17 protein-coding genes are annotated in these 17,773 nt (G+C 40.4%); 10 read left to right on the top strand and 7 right to left on the bottom strand.

From position 1 onward, the window contains the following. Positions 1-39: 39 nt before the first annotated feature. A complete protein-coding gene (locus B4U84_RS12145; RefSeq protein WP_131118114.1) occupies positions 40-894 on the bottom strand; it encodes a tetratricopeptide repeat protein in 855 nt (284 codons plus the stop codon). 382 nt (positions 895-1,276) lie between these two features. Here B4U84_RS12145 and patR point away from each other — a divergent pair, with 382 nt between their 5' ends. Beyond that, on the top strand, positions 1,277-2,344 hold the full coding sequence (gene patR, locus B4U84_RS12140; protein WP_242677613.1) for a heterocyst master regulator PatR: 1,068 nt from the start codon (positions 1,277-1,279) through the stop codon (positions 2,342-2,344). Positions 2,345-2,481: 137 nt separating this feature from the next. Here the strand turns inward: patR and B4U84_RS12135 are convergent, their stop codons facing one another. Both B4U84_RS12135 and malQ read right to left on the bottom strand, forming a co-directional pair. Further along, on the bottom strand, positions 2,482-3,651 hold the full coding sequence (locus tag B4U84_RS12135) for a homocysteine biosynthesis protein (protein WP_017313064.1): 1,170 nt from the start codon (positions 3,649-3,651) through the stop codon (positions 2,482-2,484). Between the two features lie 108 nt (positions 3,652-3,759). Further along, entirely contained in the window at positions 3,760-5,259 is a 1,500-nt protein-coding gene (gene malQ / locus B4U84_RS12130) for a 4-alpha-glucanotransferase (protein ID WP_131118111.1), read from the bottom strand. Positions 5,260-5,367: 108 nt separating this feature from the next. On the opposite strand from malQ, the gene B4U84_RS12125 reads away from it, so the two are divergent. The 3 genes from B4U84_RS12125 to B4U84_RS30545 all read left to right on the top strand — a co-directional run bounded on the left by B4U84_RS12125 (position 5,368) and on the right by B4U84_RS30545 (position 6,847). Continuing rightward, positions 5,368-5,793, top strand: coding sequence for an NUDIX domain-containing protein (locus B4U84_RS12125; protein WP_017313066.1), 426 nt, complete (start codon positions 5,368-5,370; stop codon positions 5,791-5,793). 146 nt (positions 5,794-5,939) lie between these two features. Then, on the top strand, positions 5,940-6,335 hold the full coding sequence (locus tag B4U84_RS12120) for a RidA family protein (RefSeq protein ID WP_017313069.1): 396 nt from the start codon (positions 5,940-5,942) through the stop codon (positions 6,333-6,335). Positions 6,336-6,709: 374 nt separating this feature from the next. Then, entirely contained in the window at positions 6,710-6,847 is a 138-nt protein-coding gene (locus tag B4U84_RS30545; RefSeq protein ID WP_017313070.1) for a hypothetical protein, read from the top strand. A gap of 490 nt (positions 6,848-7,337) precedes the next feature. Here the strand turns inward: B4U84_RS30545 and B4U84_RS30540 are convergent, their stop codons facing one another. Further along, positions 7,338-7,487: a hypothetical protein gene (locus tag B4U84_RS30540; RefSeq protein ID WP_165490271.1), complete on the bottom strand. Its 150-nt coding sequence runs from the start codon at positions 7,485-7,487 to the stop codon at positions 7,338-7,340. Positions 7,488-7,608: 121 nt separating this feature from the next. Further along, the gene (locus B4U84_RS12115) at positions 7,609-8,304 is read right to left on the bottom strand and encodes a hypothetical protein (protein ID WP_044446869.1); all 696 of its coding nucleotides are present in this window, start codon (positions 8,302-8,304) and stop codon (positions 7,609-7,611) included. A 442-nt stretch (positions 8,305-8,746) separates the two neighbouring features. Here B4U84_RS12115 and B4U84_RS12110 point away from each other — a divergent pair, with 442 nt between their 5' ends. Continuing rightward, positions 8,747-9,160 (top strand): hypothetical protein, encoded by a 414-nt coding sequence (locus B4U84_RS12110; RefSeq protein WP_044446871.1) that lies wholly within the window; start codon positions 8,747-8,749, stop codon positions 9,158-9,160. A gap of 113 nt (positions 9,161-9,273) precedes the next feature. On the opposite strand, the gene B4U84_RS12105 is transcribed toward B4U84_RS12110, so the two are convergent. Continuing rightward, positions 9,274-9,990: a diacylglycerol/polyprenol kinase family protein gene (locus B4U84_RS12105; protein WP_131118108.1), complete on the bottom strand. Its 717-nt coding sequence runs from the start codon at positions 9,988-9,990 to the stop codon at positions 9,274-9,276. A 62-nt stretch (positions 9,991-10,052) separates the two neighbouring features. Here B4U84_RS12105 and yidD point away from each other — a divergent pair, with 62 nt between their 5' ends. The 3 genes from yidD to B4U84_RS12085 all read left to right on the top strand — a co-directional run bounded on the left by yidD (position 10,053) and on the right by B4U84_RS12085 (position 14,492). Beyond that, positions 10,053-10,352, top strand: coding sequence for a membrane protein insertion efficiency factor YidD (yidD, locus tag B4U84_RS12100; protein ID WP_165490297.1), 300 nt, complete (start codon positions 10,053-10,055; stop codon positions 10,350-10,352). Positions 10,353-10,995: 643 nt separating this feature from the next. Continuing rightward, positions 10,996-12,039: a DUF1350 family protein gene (locus B4U84_RS12090; protein ID WP_242677612.1), complete on the top strand. Its 1,044-nt coding sequence runs from the start codon at positions 10,996-10,998 to the stop codon at positions 12,037-12,039. Between the two features lie 260 nt (positions 12,040-12,299). After that, complete coding sequence (locus B4U84_RS12085) at positions 12,300-14,492, top strand: lytic transglycosylase domain-containing protein (RefSeq protein WP_131118102.1); 2,193 nt, start codon at positions 12,300-12,302, stop codon at positions 14,490-14,492. A 39-nt stretch (positions 14,493-14,531) separates the two neighbouring features. On the opposite strand, the gene B4U84_RS12080 is transcribed toward B4U84_RS12085, so the two are convergent. Next, a complete protein-coding gene (locus B4U84_RS12080; RefSeq protein ID WP_131118099.1) occupies positions 14,532-14,927 on the bottom strand; it encodes a VOC family protein in 396 nt (131 codons plus the stop codon). Positions 14,928-15,272: 345 nt separating this feature from the next. Between B4U84_RS12080 and B4U84_RS12075 the strand changes: the two genes are divergently transcribed. Then, complete coding sequence (locus B4U84_RS12075) at positions 15,273-17,057, top strand: FAD-dependent oxidoreductase (protein WP_131118096.1); 1,785 nt, start codon at positions 15,273-15,275, stop codon at positions 17,055-17,057. Between the two features lie 109 nt (positions 17,058-17,166). Then, entirely contained in the window at positions 17,167-17,472 is a 306-nt protein-coding gene (patX, locus tag B4U84_RS12070; protein ID WP_131118093.1) for a heterocyst-inhibiting protein PatX, read from the top strand. Positions 17,473-17,773 lie beyond the last annotated feature (301 nt).

The following is a 17,773-nucleotide window of genomic DNA, read 5'->3' as shown; positions in this document are numbered from 1 at the left end:
AATGCCCAATGCCCAATGCCCAATGCCCCATGCCCTCTTCTACGGTACAGGCGTCGCAGTAGGAGTAGGAGTCAGAGTTTCAGAACTTCTTTTATTAATTTCGTCTTTGTACTGAGCTGGTGCTAAAGATGCAGCCTTATCAAACAAAGGTTTGGCTTCATCAGTTTTTCCCTGCTCTTTGACAACCATTGCTTTTGCCAAAACAGGACGAAAATCATTAGGAGCGCTACTAATTGCTTGATCGTATACAGATAAGGCCTGTGGATAGCGTTTTTGGGTAGCATGAACATTACCCAGCATCACTTGCACAGCAACATTATCTACGCTACCAGGTTCAATCTTATTTGCTTGAGCGGATTTAGCAAGAGTATCTTGTAATAATCCAATTGCTGCTTCCGGGCGCTTTTGATTGAGTAACAAAGCCACCATTCCTTGCAAAGCATTAACGTCGCCTGGTTTAGTCTCCAAAACAGAGCGATAAGCCTCAGCTGCACCTTCTTTGTCACCGATTTGTTGCTTGGCTTGCGCCAAAAGTACGCCGTATTTAGTTTGTTCTGGATTGAGCTTGGTTAATTTTTCTAGAGGTTCAATAACTTCTTGAATATTACCTGCACCTAAACTTAACAATTGCAAACGAGTTTCTAACAAACCTCGCAGGGCTGTTTGATTTTCGGGTTCTCGCTGCAAAACTTGTTCATAACCTCTTGCTGCATCTTCCAGTTTTGACTTTAGATCTGAGGAAGACGAATTTCCTCTGCCGCTAGTGGAATTTGGGCTGGACTGTTGCGTATCATTAAACGCGGCTATGATCGGAACCATAGACACCCCAACAAAAGCGATCACCACCAGCACTAACACTACCTTAACTAACCATCGATTACGCGGCTGAGACACAAAACCGTCCTTAACTCTAATAACACTATTGTTTATCGTTTACACAAAATTGAGAAAATTAAAAAATTGAAAAAGTTTGCGGAATACCACTAACGAATTGTGAACTTTATAACAAATAGCCATTTTTTGATGCTTAAGAAAGAGATGAATTTAAGAGGAGACGCTTAAATAGTAGCTATGCTATGCTTCCGAAACTAGTAGAAAGACGCTAAATTACACATTTAGTGTGTATGCGAAAAATTGCATCTTTCAGTATCATAACAGGGCAAACGATGGTGGTTGTTTTGAAAGTAAATATACTTTGAGCAGCCGCACAAACGCTCTTCCCTGTTGCGTTAATAAAATCCCACAATGGGATGTGTCTCCGCCGCAAGGAGTTGCCATGAATTCCGACCTGATGCCGTCCCCTGAATCATCAAATTCAACAGCTTCTGATGAAGCTAAACTGATCCAAGAAGAAACTGAAACTACTGATGTAGTAGCACCAGCTGGAGCGTCGCAAAGCGAGGCTTCGTCTGTAACGTCAAGCGACGAAACTGCTAATGATGGGAACTTAGTGAATCGACAGCAACCGATTCCAGCTCCCAGCGAACCCATGCAGTATCGAGCGATTGGCCTAGTCCGGGGTCGTTACTTTGCTAGTAGCGAACAATTTACCCAAGGTGTAATGTTAACCCCAGATGGCACCAAATTAGAAGCTGTGCTACTTGGTCGAATCATGAGTTTAGTCAAAAATCATCTCGACTTAGAGCAAGAGCATCTATGGGTTGTTTATCCACGGACACGCCAAGAAAATGACAATTTGCATCTTCAAATTGTGGGGGTATGGGAGCCAGAAAAACTGGCTAAAAGTTCCATAACCGAACAGCAGCAAGATTTGACCTCACCAGAGGAGGAAACACCCAATCCTGATTTATCCGAGAATTTAGAGGAAAAAGACCAACAGACCTCAACAGAACCAACATCATCACAAATTACAGATGGTAGTTTCTCTGTTCGTGGTGAAATAGTTTACCAGTCATATGATACAGAGAACTTGGTAATCAAAATTAAGCAATCTGCCCGCAAGCCAAATGATAAACCTAAGTATTTCAAATTGAAACTCAAGGGTAAGCTAGAAACCAAAGCAGTAGGTAAGTTTTGGGATTTGCAAGTCCAACGAGAAGGTGAATATTTGGTCATAGAGAAGGCGACAGTCATCGCCGAATTGCCTAGAAAACGCAGCAGTAGACCACCATTTAAACGTGGAGGTGGAGGTGGGGGAGGTCGTCGTCCAGGCCCTGGTGGTAGAAAACCATATCCCCCCAGAAGAACTGGAGAAGGACCACCACGTCCAACGAAAAAAGTGGGTGATTCTTCATCATCATCGCCGCCATCACCACCATCACGACCTATACCCAAAAGTTCTGTTCCCAAGCCGGTGAAGCGACCAAAGCCACCGCAGGAATAGAGCATGGGGCATGGGGCATTGGGCATCGGGCATTGGTTATTCTCCTTTGTCTCCCTGCTAAGAGCTCCCTGCTAAGAGCTTCCTTGTCTCCCCCCTCTCCCTTGTCTCCCTTGTCCTAATGTCCCCGTGTCTTCCGACTAAAACTCCGTCCACCTATCCTGGGGGAGAAAAGAGCGTTCCATTGGGATTTGGGCGACTGGTTCAGTGAGGGTAAAAGTACCTGCTTGAATCCATTGTTTTAACTCTTGGGCAACTTGTCGAGAGAGGAAAATACTGACAACGGGTGCGACTCGTACTGTTTTACCTTCAATGATGATGCGTCCAGACTTGAGTTGAGCGTAACTCACTAAGCCAAAGGTGGGACGCACCCGTCGGGGAATGGAAAAGTCTACGATGGGTGCGACTAAGTCTTGATCATTCACTGCACATCTGGCTACTACTTCTTCGTTTAATACTGGAAGTGGTACACCCACACCCAACATTAGAGAAGGACCATAGTTTTTAAAGTAACAACCCCGCACCCAATGAGCATTCATTTGTTTGGCGTCACCAATTAAAGCCAAAGTAGCAGCTGGACCAATGGGTGTACGATTAGGCAAACGTTTTTGTAGAGGAAAATGCTGTGTCCCTTCCCATGCTACGTAGCCAATACCCCCACCTAAGAAAATTCGTGTACCAATACCGACTAGTTGGAGGTCGGGGTCGTTGAGGAGAGGAGAAATAGCACCTGTGTTGGAATAAACTGCATTACTCAAACGTGGCTGTAAGGGGCCTAAATAAGTAAAAAGTGGGCGATCGCCTCCGTTCACTCCCACAATAAAATTTTGATAAAGATTTCTGGGATTAAATAAATAAAACTGATTAATAGTGTCACGGGTAATTGTTGTTTCAAAGGTAGCTCTGGGATAGCAATCTGTAACTTGTCCTTGAGCGCGTACGTGTACTGGCTTACCAGCAATCAAATCTTCAATCACATGACCGCCGCCCCTTTCCCGGACTTCTTCTCCTTCGAGAACCTCTACAGCAGAACTTGCGCCCAGGTATAAATCTACAGCACCAAAACCAGGATAGACTGGCACACCATCCAACCAACAGCGACGAATTTTGATTGGTGGATCAGTATGCCCTAAGTTAATTATTGCACCACTAGATTCCATGGGTTCAAAAGTGCCAGTACTGATCACATCAACTTCCTTGGCAACTTTTGTAACACCAACTTCCTCAACTCTGGTCTTTAATTCTTCAACAGTTAAAACCACCGCACGTTTACGGCTAATTTTTTCGTTAATTTCCCCAATGGTTCGCATATTAAAGGTGAACAGCACATTAATTTTGATCAGTTGTGGGTGTTCAGATCCCCAACTTTTTTAAAAAGTTGGGGATTTATAACTCCTCATAATGAATGTGACAGACCACTAATAGCGTCCATAAATTATAGCCATCTCCTTGAGACGATTACTGTAATCGTCCGTCAAGGCTTCGTTTCGATAGCGCCAACCCCAATTGCCATCAGCTTTGCTAGGGGTGTTCATCCGAGCATCAGCCCCCAAACTAAAAACATCTTGAAGAGGAATAATCGCCTGATGGGCAACAGAACTCATAGTTAATCGGATTAGATCCCAAGCAATTCCCTGGGAACCATTGCAACCAAGGTATTTTTGGACGCGATCGCGTTCATAATCAGAAGCATCATGATGATACCAGCCAATTGTTGTGTTGTTGTCGTGAGTTCCGGTATAGATGACGCTGTTGGGAAGCACATTGTATGGCAAGTAAGCATTATGACCATCGCTACCAAAAGCAAAATGCAGAATCTTCATCCCTGGAAAACCAAAATTGTCCCTGAGATCTAACACTGGCTGATCGATGTAACCTAAGTCTTCAGCAATAATTGGTAGGGTACCTAATTCTTCACGAATTGTTTCAAATAGAGCATAACCTGGAGCCTTTACCCATTTTCCATTTACTGCCGTTAGTTCTCCTGCTGGAACCGACCAATAAGACTCTAAACCTCGGAAGTGGTCAATACGGATCATATCAGCGTGAGCGAGGATTTCACGTACACGCCAGACCCACCAATGAAAACGAGTTGATTCTAGGTATTTCCAGTTGTAAATCGGATTCCCCCAAAGTTGACCTGTGACTGAGAAATAATCTGGTGGTACTCCTGCGATTTCAGTAGCTTCTCCTGTTTCGGGGTCAAGCATAAAATTCTGTGGATGCGCCCACACATCAGCACTATTGTGAGCAACGTAGATAGGAATATCGCCAATAATCTGAATATTTTGTTGATTAGCGTAGAGTTTAAGCTCAGACCACTGGCGAAAAAACTCGAACTGTAGGAATTGGTGAAAAAATATCTGGTCTGTCAATTGCAGACGCCAGTGTTCAACTACTTCTGGTTTGCGATGACGCAGTTCTTCAGGCCAGTCAGTCCAAGTTGTAGCTTCCTGGGTATCTATCAATGCCATAAACAGTGCATAATCTTCCAGCCAATCGGCTTTTCCTCGGCAAAAACCCTCAAACTCTTTGTGCTGAATTTGACTAGCTCTTTGCTTAAAATTTTCACAAGCTTTCCGCAATAGAGGCATTTTCCAAGCAATCACTCGCTCAAAATCTATGTGATCTAATGGGAAGTCTGGCACATCACGCAGGTCATCTTCGCTCAAAAAGCCTTGATCTTTGAGTACATCCAGGCTAATCAACAGAGGATTTCCTGCCATAGCAGAAAAACACATATAGGGTGAATTGCCAAAGCCTGTAGGTCCCAAGGGCAATATCTGCCACAAACGCTGACCACTGCGAGCCAAAAAATCTACAAACTCATAAGCCTCCAACCCCAAATCCCCAATTCCGTAGCGACCGGGGAAACTAGTTGGATGTAGTAAAATACCACTGGTTCTGGGAAAAGGCATAAATATCCTGAACTATACAAAAGCAAAGATATGCACTGAATTTAACATGGAACAGTTGTTGACTTTCAGCTATCTGAAAACCAGATTTGATGTCACAATTGATGTTTTATGAGTTATCAAAATCCTATTCCGACTGTTGATATCATCATCGAATTGCTTGACCGACCTCATCGACCAATAGTGTTAATTGAGAGACATAATCCACCGTTAGGTTGGGCCATACCTGGTGGTTTTGTCGATTATGGAGAAACAGCAGAAGCAGCAGCGCGGCGCGAAGCCCTGGAAGAAACTGGTTTAGAGGTAGAGTTAATTGAACAATTTCATGTTTATTCTGATCCAGCACGCGATCGCCGCAAGCACACTATCAGTATTGTATTTTTAGCAACTGCAAAAGGAGAACCCCATGCGGGAGATGATGCCAAAGGAATAGAAATTTTTGAATCTTGGCGTGTACCTGATAATTTGTGTTTCGATCACGATACAATTTTGCGAGATTATTGGCGATATCGACATTATGGAATACGTCCGAGGTAGGGATCGGGGATCGGGGAAACAAGGAAGAATTTCTCTCAATGATCAATGGCGATTGACCATTGACAATTGACAAATAACTATTGTACAGACGCGATTCATCGCGTCTCTATAATGACCAATGACAAATGACAAACAACATAAAAACCATGAGTAAAGAGATTATTCGTACTGAGAACGCACCAGCACCAGTAGGCCCTTATAATCAGGCGATCGCTGCTGCTGGAAAGATGCTGTTTGTAGCGGGACAGATTGCGCTTGATCCAAAGACTGCTGCAATTGTCGGTGAGGGGGATGTCAAAAAACAAACTGAGCAGGTAATGGCAAATTTAGAGGCGATTTTGGTAGCTGGAGGAGCTAGTTTTGCTGATGTGGTGAGAACAACTGTGTTTTTAGCTGATATGAATGATTTTGCGGCGGTGAATGCAGTATATGCAAAGTATTTTGACGAAGCGACAGCACCAGCAAGAGCCTGTGTACAGGTATCGCGTTTACCCAAGGATGTGTTGGTAGAGATTGATTGTATTGCAGTGGTTGGTGATTAGTGGTTGGTCAATGATCAATGTCATTTGTCATTTGTCATTTGTCATTTGTCATTTGTCATTGGTCATTGGGCATGAATCAGTTAACAGTTTAATTTAATAACTGATAACTGTTACTAGTGCGATCGCTGTTTTTGGTCAACAGACAAATTAATTCACATATATTTTATTTTTTTTATTTTTCGCTTTTAAACTATTTTGGTTTACATTCATAGTTAGACCAATAAAGTATTACTATTTTTATTGCTAAAGCTATGAAAATATTTATCAAGTAATATTTCCTTCAATGTCAATATATTGAATATATGAGCAAATCAAAAAGTCTCGATTAGAGTAGAAATATTCCAATAAAACTAATCAAAAGAGGGAGTCTAATTATGAAGGCTATCTCCAATATCATCGCTAGTATAACTCGCTATATTACTGAAGCAGCAGTACGGATATTTGGCCCGAATGATGATGCTTATCCGAATATTGGCATCCAACCATATACAGGAGATGTTTATTCTGAGTAAATAAAAATTAATCAGTAGTTAGTAAAAGATTAAGATGAGTCAATCAGTTCAACATCGGTGGAAAAAATGAAATCCACCGATATTTTTTATGTTATGAATAAACCCGCTTGTGAATAAATCAACCAAGCGGGGTAAATTCTTATCAATTACAAGAATTTTGTTATAAATCAACACCCCGATTTTAAAGTTTTTTCTGATTAGTGTCAGAAACCTCAGGCTGTTTTTATAGATGTTTTAGCATCCCTCTGGTGACTGCAAAGCAGGGGAAACGGCAAAAACCCTACACCACAAACTGGACTTCTTGCATTAGTTCGGAAAGAACTAAAGGGAAAGGTCTAAAGGGATTGAAAAATCCTTTCCTTTTCCTCTTTACCCTAAAACATGCATTCTAACTCTTGTACTTCTTTCATGAGTGCAAGAAGTCTACCAAGCATCAAGGAAAACAGACTTATAAGTCTTTCATACTTCTTGATTAAATTTCTCCACACACCTAAAAAGTGAGTAAATAAACGGGTTGTGTTGACTGTTGATTTTTATTTGCACATAGGCGATCGCTCACTACCCTGACGCCGTTCTCCTTCGGGTAGCGATGAACAGGACAAACAGCATAAATCCTGCGCCGACCATGCAACATATTCATTATTAGAGTTCTTGCAAAAGTGATTTTTATAAGCACTCTACTTTTTTTATATATGCTGCATATCTTTATTTTGAAATAAAATCTAGTATCTGTAGTGTAAAGTACAGAAAAATTAAACTTTTTATTTTTTGGTCATCCGAAGTTCATGTTGTTGTTGATTAAATAGCTTTTGTTCTGGGGTTAAGATAGCGTAATCTTTGAGTGCTTGGTGCATATCCCATTGCCATTCTGCTAATACTAGTAAACTTGCTGCCATAACAATTCCAGTAGCGAAAAATTGCCAACCACTACATAAGGGTAAAACAGCAATACTAGTAAGGTGAATTATAGCCATGATTAAAAAGGTACGCGATCGCACACCCCAAGCTGTCAATAAGTAACCAGCAGCACTTATTGTTAACCACAAAGGACAGAGGTGCATCAAGACTGTACCCCAACCACAAAAAATTCCCAAATCAGTCAGGGTAACACCTGCAACCATTAAGATTACCCAACCATATAACAGCCAACGTAGCCTTTCTACACTTACCCAAAACCATGTCAAAACTATCATGCTTATACTAGCGACAAAGGTAAGTACTGACCACAAAATCGCTTGTGTATACCAGCTAACAGGTAAAAATTGAGCTGTGAGAAAAATACCAGCACAAATCAAACCCCAAAGGATAAATACTTGATCTATTCGGGTATAAAAACCTGACCAAAGACTAAATTTACCAAATTTCCAATCAAGGCGTAATAAACCTTCTAAATCTTGAATATCTAACTCTTCTTGTTTCTCACGTAGGAGTGGTTGAGATAATGGCAAAAAAGTCATTTAAGTTTTATTGCTGTCATTGTTTAATCGCTTCTATTAGTTTATATATTTTTGTAAAGTTTTAACAATAAATAAAATTGTTTTAGATGTCAGTTCACCACGAACTATTTTTGTAAAAACATTTGATGATAATCGTTTCCTAGACCAAAACTTGGTCTTGAAAACTGTATGGAATCTCAAACTAGCCATTTATTGGTAGTAAACAAGAACTGCGTGAATCACCAAGCATAAAAATTAACCTTTCAACCTTGTCACTGAGGAGTAAACCCAATACGGTTCGGTTAAGAATTTTTCGTCATGATTTGGGCATGTAGAGACGTGCCATGGCACGTCTCTACAGGGTTTAGATACCAATCGATTTGTCTTATCCGAACCGTATTGGGAGTAAACCAAGGATTGAGAAAGGTTGAGCCAAAAACACAAAAATTAGGAGCGTAAAATAATGTTTTGGAAGTTCCTAGTCAGTACTTTAGTATTGCCTATCAGCTTGGGATTAGAAGTAGCCGCAGCACATACCTTATCAGCCACTCAAACACCCATCATTTCACAACAAGAAGTTGATGCAGTAGAACTAGAACAAACAACACATAATCAAGATTACAAAATTAGTCAACGACACAGACACTATCGCTACAGAAGAACACGCCACTACAGACAAAATCGTCACTACAGACGAAATCCCCATTATAGAGGTCGTCATTATAGACAACCTTATTATAGACAGCGTTATAACAGACGCTATCACTATAGACCTCATTATCAAAGGGTTTATTATTATCATCCAAGAGTAAACTACCGTAGAACTTATCGTCACGGAGTCAATTTTCCACAAAAAACCTTTTACCGTAGATATTGAGGACAAGGGAGACAAGGGAGAGTGGGGAGACAAGGGAGAAATGACCAATGATCATTGTACAGACGCGATTCATCGCGTCTCTAGACCAATGACCAATGACTAATGACCATTGACTAATGACCACTAACCAATAGTTTCGTTAACACAAAAGCCAGGGCCGCACTACCTAAGGGAACTGTCAAATTATCAACCCCAGCAAAAGAAATAGTTTCTAAGCCAGTACTTACTAAAGCGACTACCACAGATATTATCCAAACCTGCCAAGAGTTACCTTGTACACTCAACAAAATCAAGCTACAGATAATAAAACTGACACTCGCCATTGTCAAAGAACCTTCCCAGCTTTTTTGTCCTCCAAAGAGTTGATATTTATGTTTACCAAATCGCTGTCCGATGATAGCAGCCAGTCCATCTCCCCAAGCCATTGTTAAAATACCTAGTGCTGCATAATGAGGTTGTTGCACAGACCAAAACCAAGCAACCAAAACACCGATACTCATAGAATAAAAGAAAGTCCCAAAACTTCGACGTCCTACACTATTAATACCGGGAAGAATAGGAAAACGGTAAGACAATAAAGTCACAGCACTGGCTAAAACTGAGGCTGTAATTCCTGCGATCGCGGGAATTTTTAGCCACCAAGCTAGCAAAATCACATTACCAGTTCCGATATGTACAATCTTTCGCACAATTTCTGAATCTGGTTTCGCAAAACGATTAACCCCCCATGCAGTTAACATCACGAGGGACAACCAAGCTACAACGCTAGCAAGTTGGAGTCCTAAAGAAGGAATAAACACTTGATCGGAAAACAAACTTAACAACAGCAAAGATTTAAATAAAAAACTTGACCTTTGTTACCATATCAATTTATTAGAAAAACGTGGTCTTGATGAAACTATTATTGATTTGGCTGATTCGGTTCTACCGAGTGTTCATTTCACCTTTATTTCTCCCTACCTGTCGCTTCCAACCGACTTGTTCTATGTATGCTATTCAAGCCATTGAAAGTTTTGGTCCCTGGCGTGGTTCTTGGTTAGCAATTCGACGTATACTACGTTGTCATCCGTTTCATCCAGGTGGTTACGACCCTGTACCAGAGGTGGAAAATGGGGAGCGGGGACACGGGAAGGGAAACAAGGGAGACAAGGAAGACATGGGAAGGGAGACAAGGGAGAAGAAATTGCCTTAAAGCTTGAACGTTAAGTCTTAATGCTTGAACATTAAGTCTTAACGCTTGAACGTTAAGTCTTAACGCTTGAACGTTAAGTCTTAAAGCTTGAACGTTAAGTCTTAAAGCTTGAACGTTAAGTCTTAAAGCTTGAACGTTAAGTCTTAACGCTTGAACGTTAAGTCTTAAAGCTTGAACGTTAAGTCTTAAAGCTTGAACATTAAGTCTTAAAGCTTGAACATTAAGTCTTAAAGCTTGAACATTAAGTCTTAACGCTTGAATGTTGGGGTTTAACTCTCTCGCCTGTGAGCGCCCGACTGCAAGATCCCCGACTTTTGAAAAAAGTCGGGGATCTGTCTCCTCGTAACCCTTACACCCCCATACCCCCAATACGGTTCAGATAAGACAAATCGATTGACATCTAAAACCTTGTACCAGACGTGCCATGGCACGTCTCTACATGCCCAAAATTATTTTTATTCATAAAATATTAGCCAAAATCCGGAATTAAATAGTTCTATTTTGTAGTTCAAGAGATAACTAAATCAGATAATCCATACTCAGATTTTGTAAATTTTTAAGACAATATTCTGTGCAAATCATCTTGCAAGTATGGGTTAAATTACTATACTCACTATTTTTTTATACTGATGGAGCATATATAATGAGCAATGCAAAATTTAAATTTTATCCTGTTTCTCATAGTTGGGTTGCAATTCACCATGAACCAAAAGGTGTAGTTCAATTTATTGGTGGAGCTTTTTTTGGAACTTTCCCAACAATATTTTATCGATACTTTTTAAGAAAGATTTTTGAAGAAGGTTATACAGTCATTGCGTTACCGTTTCGTTTCAGTTTTCGCCATTGGCCGATTGCGATTAGTTTGTTACAAGAACAAGGGGTACTAGCAGACGCTATTACTCAAATCGCTAAATCACTGAATTATCAATCCGAAATATATCAGGATAAGAAAAAATACTATTGGCTTGCTCATAGCTTGGGCTGTAAATATATTACTCTTTTAGAGTTTTTGAGTAACGATTGGGAACCTATTTTAAATAAATGTTCGGGAAAAACTTGTCAAGGTCAAATACAAAGAATTAAAAAGTATCTCAGTCAAATTCCTGTGGAAAGACGCAATATTAAAGGTCAACCATCTTTACTCGTTGCACCAGATATCAGTGATACAGAAAGTGCAGTTCCCCAACCTTTGGCGTTTATCGCCCATTTGCTAGACAGATTGGGACTCGGTGTTCTACCTACTAGAAAACAAACTCAATTTTTTATTCAAGAAAGTGAGTTATTTAAATTAACAGGAATCATTTCTTTTGACCGAGATACAATTGCTGGTAGTGAGACTGACAAAGACAAAGATCAGAAAACTCAAGAAAATAGTGATGTATTATGGTTCTTGCAAAACTTAAAGAAAATCATTCATCAAGAATTACCAGATACACGAACTGTACAAGGTAGACATTGTAAGCACTTAGAACCTATTGGTAATAAAATCGGTGAATATGTTGTTGATTTCAACCCACTGGACAAATTTATTGAACCGATCAAATATAGACAACTAGAAGGTGTGGCGTTGCAATTTTTACATGATCTTAGACAAAAAGAACAGCTACTGAGTTCAGCAAAATCGACTGCATCGGTAGTAACACCATCCCAAGAGACGACACCTGTAGTTACAAGTAAAGTAAGTTAATTAGCTTGGTCTGTTGAATATGCGATCGCTTTTGGTTGATGTATCGCGAAGGTAGAGAGTTCAGAACAAACAAAAAAATATGCCTATTGGATGATGCTGAATCTCAAATTATGTTGATATTTTTTTCTTGACAGAAGTAAAAAAATAGCGATCGCAAATTTTTCCTGTTCAATAAAAAATTGAAAGGCAAAAATGGTTCTCCACTGCATTAGTAATGCTAAAGTGGCAAGAAATTAATGTCAAACTTTCAGCGGGTCTCAATGCTGAAGAAGCTACAGAAAAAACAAATCTCTCTGATTGTGGGTGCAGGAATATGTGCCTTTCTCGCTGGGGCTATGGTTTCAGCCCCTCAGATGGGAAGGTATGTCGGACAATGGCTCAAGCAATTTAATAATCAGTCTGAACAACTGACAGAAGCAACTAAAGCTGAGTCAGCTGTTTTCTCTTTGGTACTCCAATCTGCTCCTGACAGAGCAGAAAAACTTGAGGAATTAGCCAAAGGGTTTCCGTCACGAGATCGGAACCGCGCTCGTTATTTGCTAGCCAGTGATTTAGTGGAACGCAATGAGGGTAAACAGGCGTTAAGTCTCCTGGAAGGTCTGGAAAAAGACTATCCACAACTAGCGCCTTATATTTTGCTCAAAAGGGCCCAGACCTATGACATTTTAGGAGAAGCGGGTAAAGCTTCTGATGATAGACAGACTGTGGTAAAAAATTACCCTACACATCCAGCCAGTGTGAAAGCACTTTATTTAATAGCGTTACCCGAATATCACCAAAAAGCGATCGCCTCTTTTCCTTCCCATCCCCTAACTTGGGATATTATTAACAAACGCTTGGCAACAAATCCCAATCAGCCACAATTACAACTAATTTTGGCAAAACACGCCTATGACCAACCAGGAATTATACCAGTCTTAGATGAACTAGTTAAAAATGCGACTTTGAAGCCAGAAGAATGGGAAATTGTTGCTCACGCCTATTGGGAAAATAATCAATTTGCCAAAGCAGCAGATGTCTACACTAAATCAGCAAAGACACCGCGTAACCTTTATCGTCTGGCGCGGGGATTACAAATAGATGGTAAACGAGATCAAGCGATCGCGATCTACAAACAACTAATTAGTGCTTCCCCAGAAACCCAAGAAACAGGTACAGCTTTGCTGCGTTTGGCAGAACTGAGCAAACCACGTCAAAATGCTCTATCTTATCTTGACCAAATTATCAGCAAATTTCCTGATTTAGCAGGAGAAGCACTGGTAGCAAAAGTCAAAATTTTACAAGCCCAAAATGACACCAACGGAGCAAATACAGCGCTGCAATTACTGATGAGCAAGTACGGTAATACTGAAGAAGCAGCACAATACCGTTGGAAAATGGCATTAGAAAAAGCTGAAGCCAAGGATTACCAAGCTGCATGGCAATGGGCAGAACCAATTCCTAGTAGTAACCCTAATAGTATTTTGGCTCCGAGAGCAGGTTTTTGGATCGGGAGATGGGCAACAAATTTAGGGAAAATGCAGGAAGCTACACAAGCTTATGAGTATGTAATTAGCAATTTTCCCCAGTCTTATTATGCATGGCGATCGGCAGTGACTCTGGGATTAAATGTCGGCAACTTCAACAACGTTCGTCAGTTGATACCAGAAGTAGTTCCTCTTGTGCGCCCTGTACCCACAGCTGGTTCTGAAACCTTCAAAGAATTATATTTGCTTGGTCAAGACCGTGATGCTTGGTTGCAATGGCAAGCTGAATTTAACAACAAAGCCCAACCTACGGTAGCACAACAATTTACTGAAGGGTTGATGCTGCTGACTCAAGGAGAAAATTTACGGGGAATTGACGCCATCTCTAAATTGGAAGACCGAGAAAAACCAGAAGAAAAAACTGAATATGAAAATTTAAGTAAACAAATCACTTACTGGCAAGCTCGTTATCCTTTTCCTTATCTTAAAGAAATAGAATATTGGTCAAAACAACGCCAGCTAAATCCTTTATTGGTAACAGCATTGATTCGCCAAGAGTCACGATTTCAACCAAAAATTAAGTCTGTGGCGAATGCGACTGGTTTAATGCAGGTATTACCAGATACGGCTAAGTGGATTGCTCCTCAAATTAAAGAGGATAGTAAAAAAATTAACCTCGAAGACCCCAACGACAATATCATGTTGGGTACTTGGTATTTGGATCATACTCATGAGCAATATGGTAATAACTCGTTGCTGGCGATCGCAAGTTATAATGCTGGCCCCGGTAACGTCGCTAAGTGGTTGAAAACTATACCAACACAAGATCCAGATGAGTTTGTTGAAGAAATACCATTTGATGAAACTAAAAATTATGTACGTCAAGTATTTGGTAATTACTGGAATTATTTGCGACTTTACAACCCCGAAATTTCTCGGTTAGTCAAACAATATTCAGCCAAACATCCACCATTACCACAACAGTAACGAGAGTGTGTCTGAGCGATCAGGCACACTCAAAAACAATTATTTCAAAGCATAGTCTTGGTTATATTCCACTAGCTCAATCTCGTTACCATCAGGATCATTAACATAAATTCTATGCTTTGTTTCTGGTGATGACATTGTGTAATATTCAATACCTTTATCCTCAAGCAAATTTTTCATGCTTTCGCCATCTTTAATCACAAAACCAACGTGGTTGATACCAATATTTTCATAGGAAGTATGTACACGTTCTTGACCATGCTGATCATTTAATGCTAAATAAAATTGGCGATCGCCAAAATGCATCCAACGCCGACCATTAAATACACCTTCTGCACGTACATACCAATCAGGAAATAAATTCTGGTAAAAATTGCGGCTGGCGTCTAGATTTTTACAAGAAATGTTAACGTGTTCAAAGCGAATCAAGCTCATATTTGACTCCAGTGATTTGAGAAGTGATTAGGCAAAATTAAATTTATTTATAGAGAAAAGACAATAATAGGAAACAGGAAACAGGTTAAAGAATATGTCAGAAATTTTGTTTAAGTCCCGCTATTAATTAATTCTCCAAACATTTTGCTTCAAGAACTAATTCCTAACTTTCTGAGCAAGTCCTGCGCCTAAACTGGCGATCGCACCGATAACAAGGTTTTCCATATCTGGGATTTTTAATCTAGCTCTTGTAAATAAATCATAATCGTTATGAGTTTGTTTTGCAAGTGTCTAATTCCCAAGCAATTGGTGAAAATATATTCGGAAATCTAATGAGGTTAGAAGATGGTGAATCAGACATATCAAGCTGATGTATTAGTCGTCGGTGGTGGAACAGGTGGAACCGCAGCTGCTATCCAAGCAGCGCGACGGGGAGTAAAAACTATTCTCGTCAGCGAATTTTCTTGGTTAGGAGGAATGCTGACGTCTGCGGGTGTATCTGCACCGGATGGGAATGAATTAGAAGCGTTTCAAACAGGTTTGTGGGGGGCGTTTTTACAAGAATTGCAGCAGCGACAACCAGGAGGATTGAATAATAGTTGGGTCAGCTTTTTTAGTTATGATCCGCGTATAGGTGCGGAGATTTTTGCAGATTGGGTGAGTGAATTACCAAATCTGCTTTGGATTCCTGGATATGTGCCTTTGGAGGTTTTGCGAGAAGGAGATTGTATAAGTGGCGCTAGATTTACAGATTTTACTGTTAAAGCCAAGGTAACTCTCGACGCTACAGAATTAGGAGATTTATTAGCTTTGGCTGAAATATCTCATCGCTGGGGTTGGGAGTTGCAGTCGGAGTTTGGAGAAACTAGCGCCCCAGCTGATCTTAATTCTCTCATAGCAAAATATCCTGTGCAAGCCCCTACTTGGGTAGTAGTGATGCAAGATTACGGTGAAGCCATTGCTCCAGAAATTCCATCTGCACCAAACTACGATCCATCGCTATTTACTGGTGCTTGGGATGACTATGGGGTTGAGAATTTTTTGCACTACGGGCGCTTACCAGGAAATAGGTTCATGATCAATTGGCCGATTCACGGTAACGATTATGGTGAAGGTGTGGGTAGATTGATTCAGTCTGAAGCAGCAAAGCAAGAATTTCACCAAGAATGTTTTTGGCATAGTCAAAATTTTGCCCATTTTATTCAAAATCAGCTTGGTCGTCGTTATGGTTTAGCAGATGGTATCTTTCCCCAAATCCCAAAAAGCCAAAATCGCACAGCTGGTTATGCATTACATCCTTATTACCGAGAAAGTCGCCGTCTAGTAGGGCTAACTACTATAACAGAACAGGATATTTTGCCAGTACCAGGGGGTATGGTAGCAGCATTAAATATAGATGCGATCGCCATTGGTAACTACGCCAACGATCATCATTATCCTGGTGTGAACTTTGACTTACAACCAAAATCAATTCGTTGGGGAGGTCGCTGGACGGGAACTCCCTTCACTATTCCTTATGGTTGTCTGATTCCGGTAGAGACTGATGGTTTATTAGTCTGTGAAAAGAATATTTCTGTGTCTCATATTGCCAATGGTGCAACTAGATTGCAACCTGTTGTTATGGGTATTGGTCAAGCAGCGGGGATGGCTGCTGCTATTTGCGTAGAGTTGAATTGTCAACCCAGAGAATTACCCGTTAGAGTTCTGCAAACAGCTTTACTGCTAGATCAAATAGCACCTACAGCAGTAATTCCGTTATTCAATCTCTCGCCTACTAGTATTAATTGGCTACATTGGCAACAATATTACTTAGATAATCCTGAAGCATATCAATGTAGTGGCTATTGTCCTGATGACTCTGCTTATCAGTACTATCACGGCAGTAAAAAAACTGGAATAGAAGAAAATTTTAACTGTTTTCAAGGTATTTTTCACCGCCTAAACCAACAAGATTACAACTTCACAATTGCGATCCCAGCTTCATACAAAGGCCAAATTTGGCAGCTTGTGACTTTGCGATCGCCAATCAACGAACTGCTAAAAACCGCATCCCATGGGCAACAGATCAATCTTTGGGGTTATCTCAATCACGCTGGTCGTTGGTTACTAATAGAAAGTACTCATGAATGATTCAAATATTTTTTCAGTTAAAAACAATACTTTTTTGACGAAATTGTCCGGAAGCAGTAAAACAAACTCAGTATCAAGTAAATGAAGAGTTCTAAAATAGACACTTGTTATGCGTGCTGCCATTTCACTTTTAGTTACAGGTCTGTTACTGAGCAGTTTCGCTGTTCACAGCCAAACAGTAACTAGTTCCCTATCCGATATGTTGACATCTGACTCGAATTCGGGTTTGTTAATGTCGGCAAAATCTAAACCTCAAAAGTCCTCCCCTTATCGGGGTAGCGGACGCGATAGAGACAGACAAAGAGTGTCTTATCTTTTGCTATCTGCAAAGACTACTCCCAAGAACCGTCCTGCTAGGGGTGGTTCACGTAGAGATTTAATGCAACATCCTGGTAACAAGCATGTTGTTGCTTAACAACGACATACTGAAGATAATCTTTTAGGCTAGTAGTTTTGTTGGTAGCAAGGAATTCAGATTACACCCCAACACGATGTTTTGCGTAAACATCTGTTACACACCTTCTCTAGCAAGTATATAACAGTTGAAACACAACTAACTCAGGTAATCGCTCTGTATCAATTCTGTAATCTCCGTCCAAATAAAGGGTCTTCCACCGTTGCGAACAGAAGGCAAAATCAATCAAAATCCGTAGTGCAAACAGCATCACTCTTCAAAGAAGTAAGTGTATCCCGACCGCAAACCTCAAATAATTATG

Origin of the sequence: Westiellopsis prolifica IICB1 (assembly GCF_004323185.1) — a bacterium.
Lineage (GTDB): Bacteria > Cyanobacteriota > Cyanobacteriia > Cyanobacteriales > Nostocaceae > Pelatocladus > Pelatocladus prolificus_A.
The sequence above is the reverse complement of the archived record's forward strand: the minus strand, read 5'-3'. Positions and strand labels throughout refer to the sequence as shown.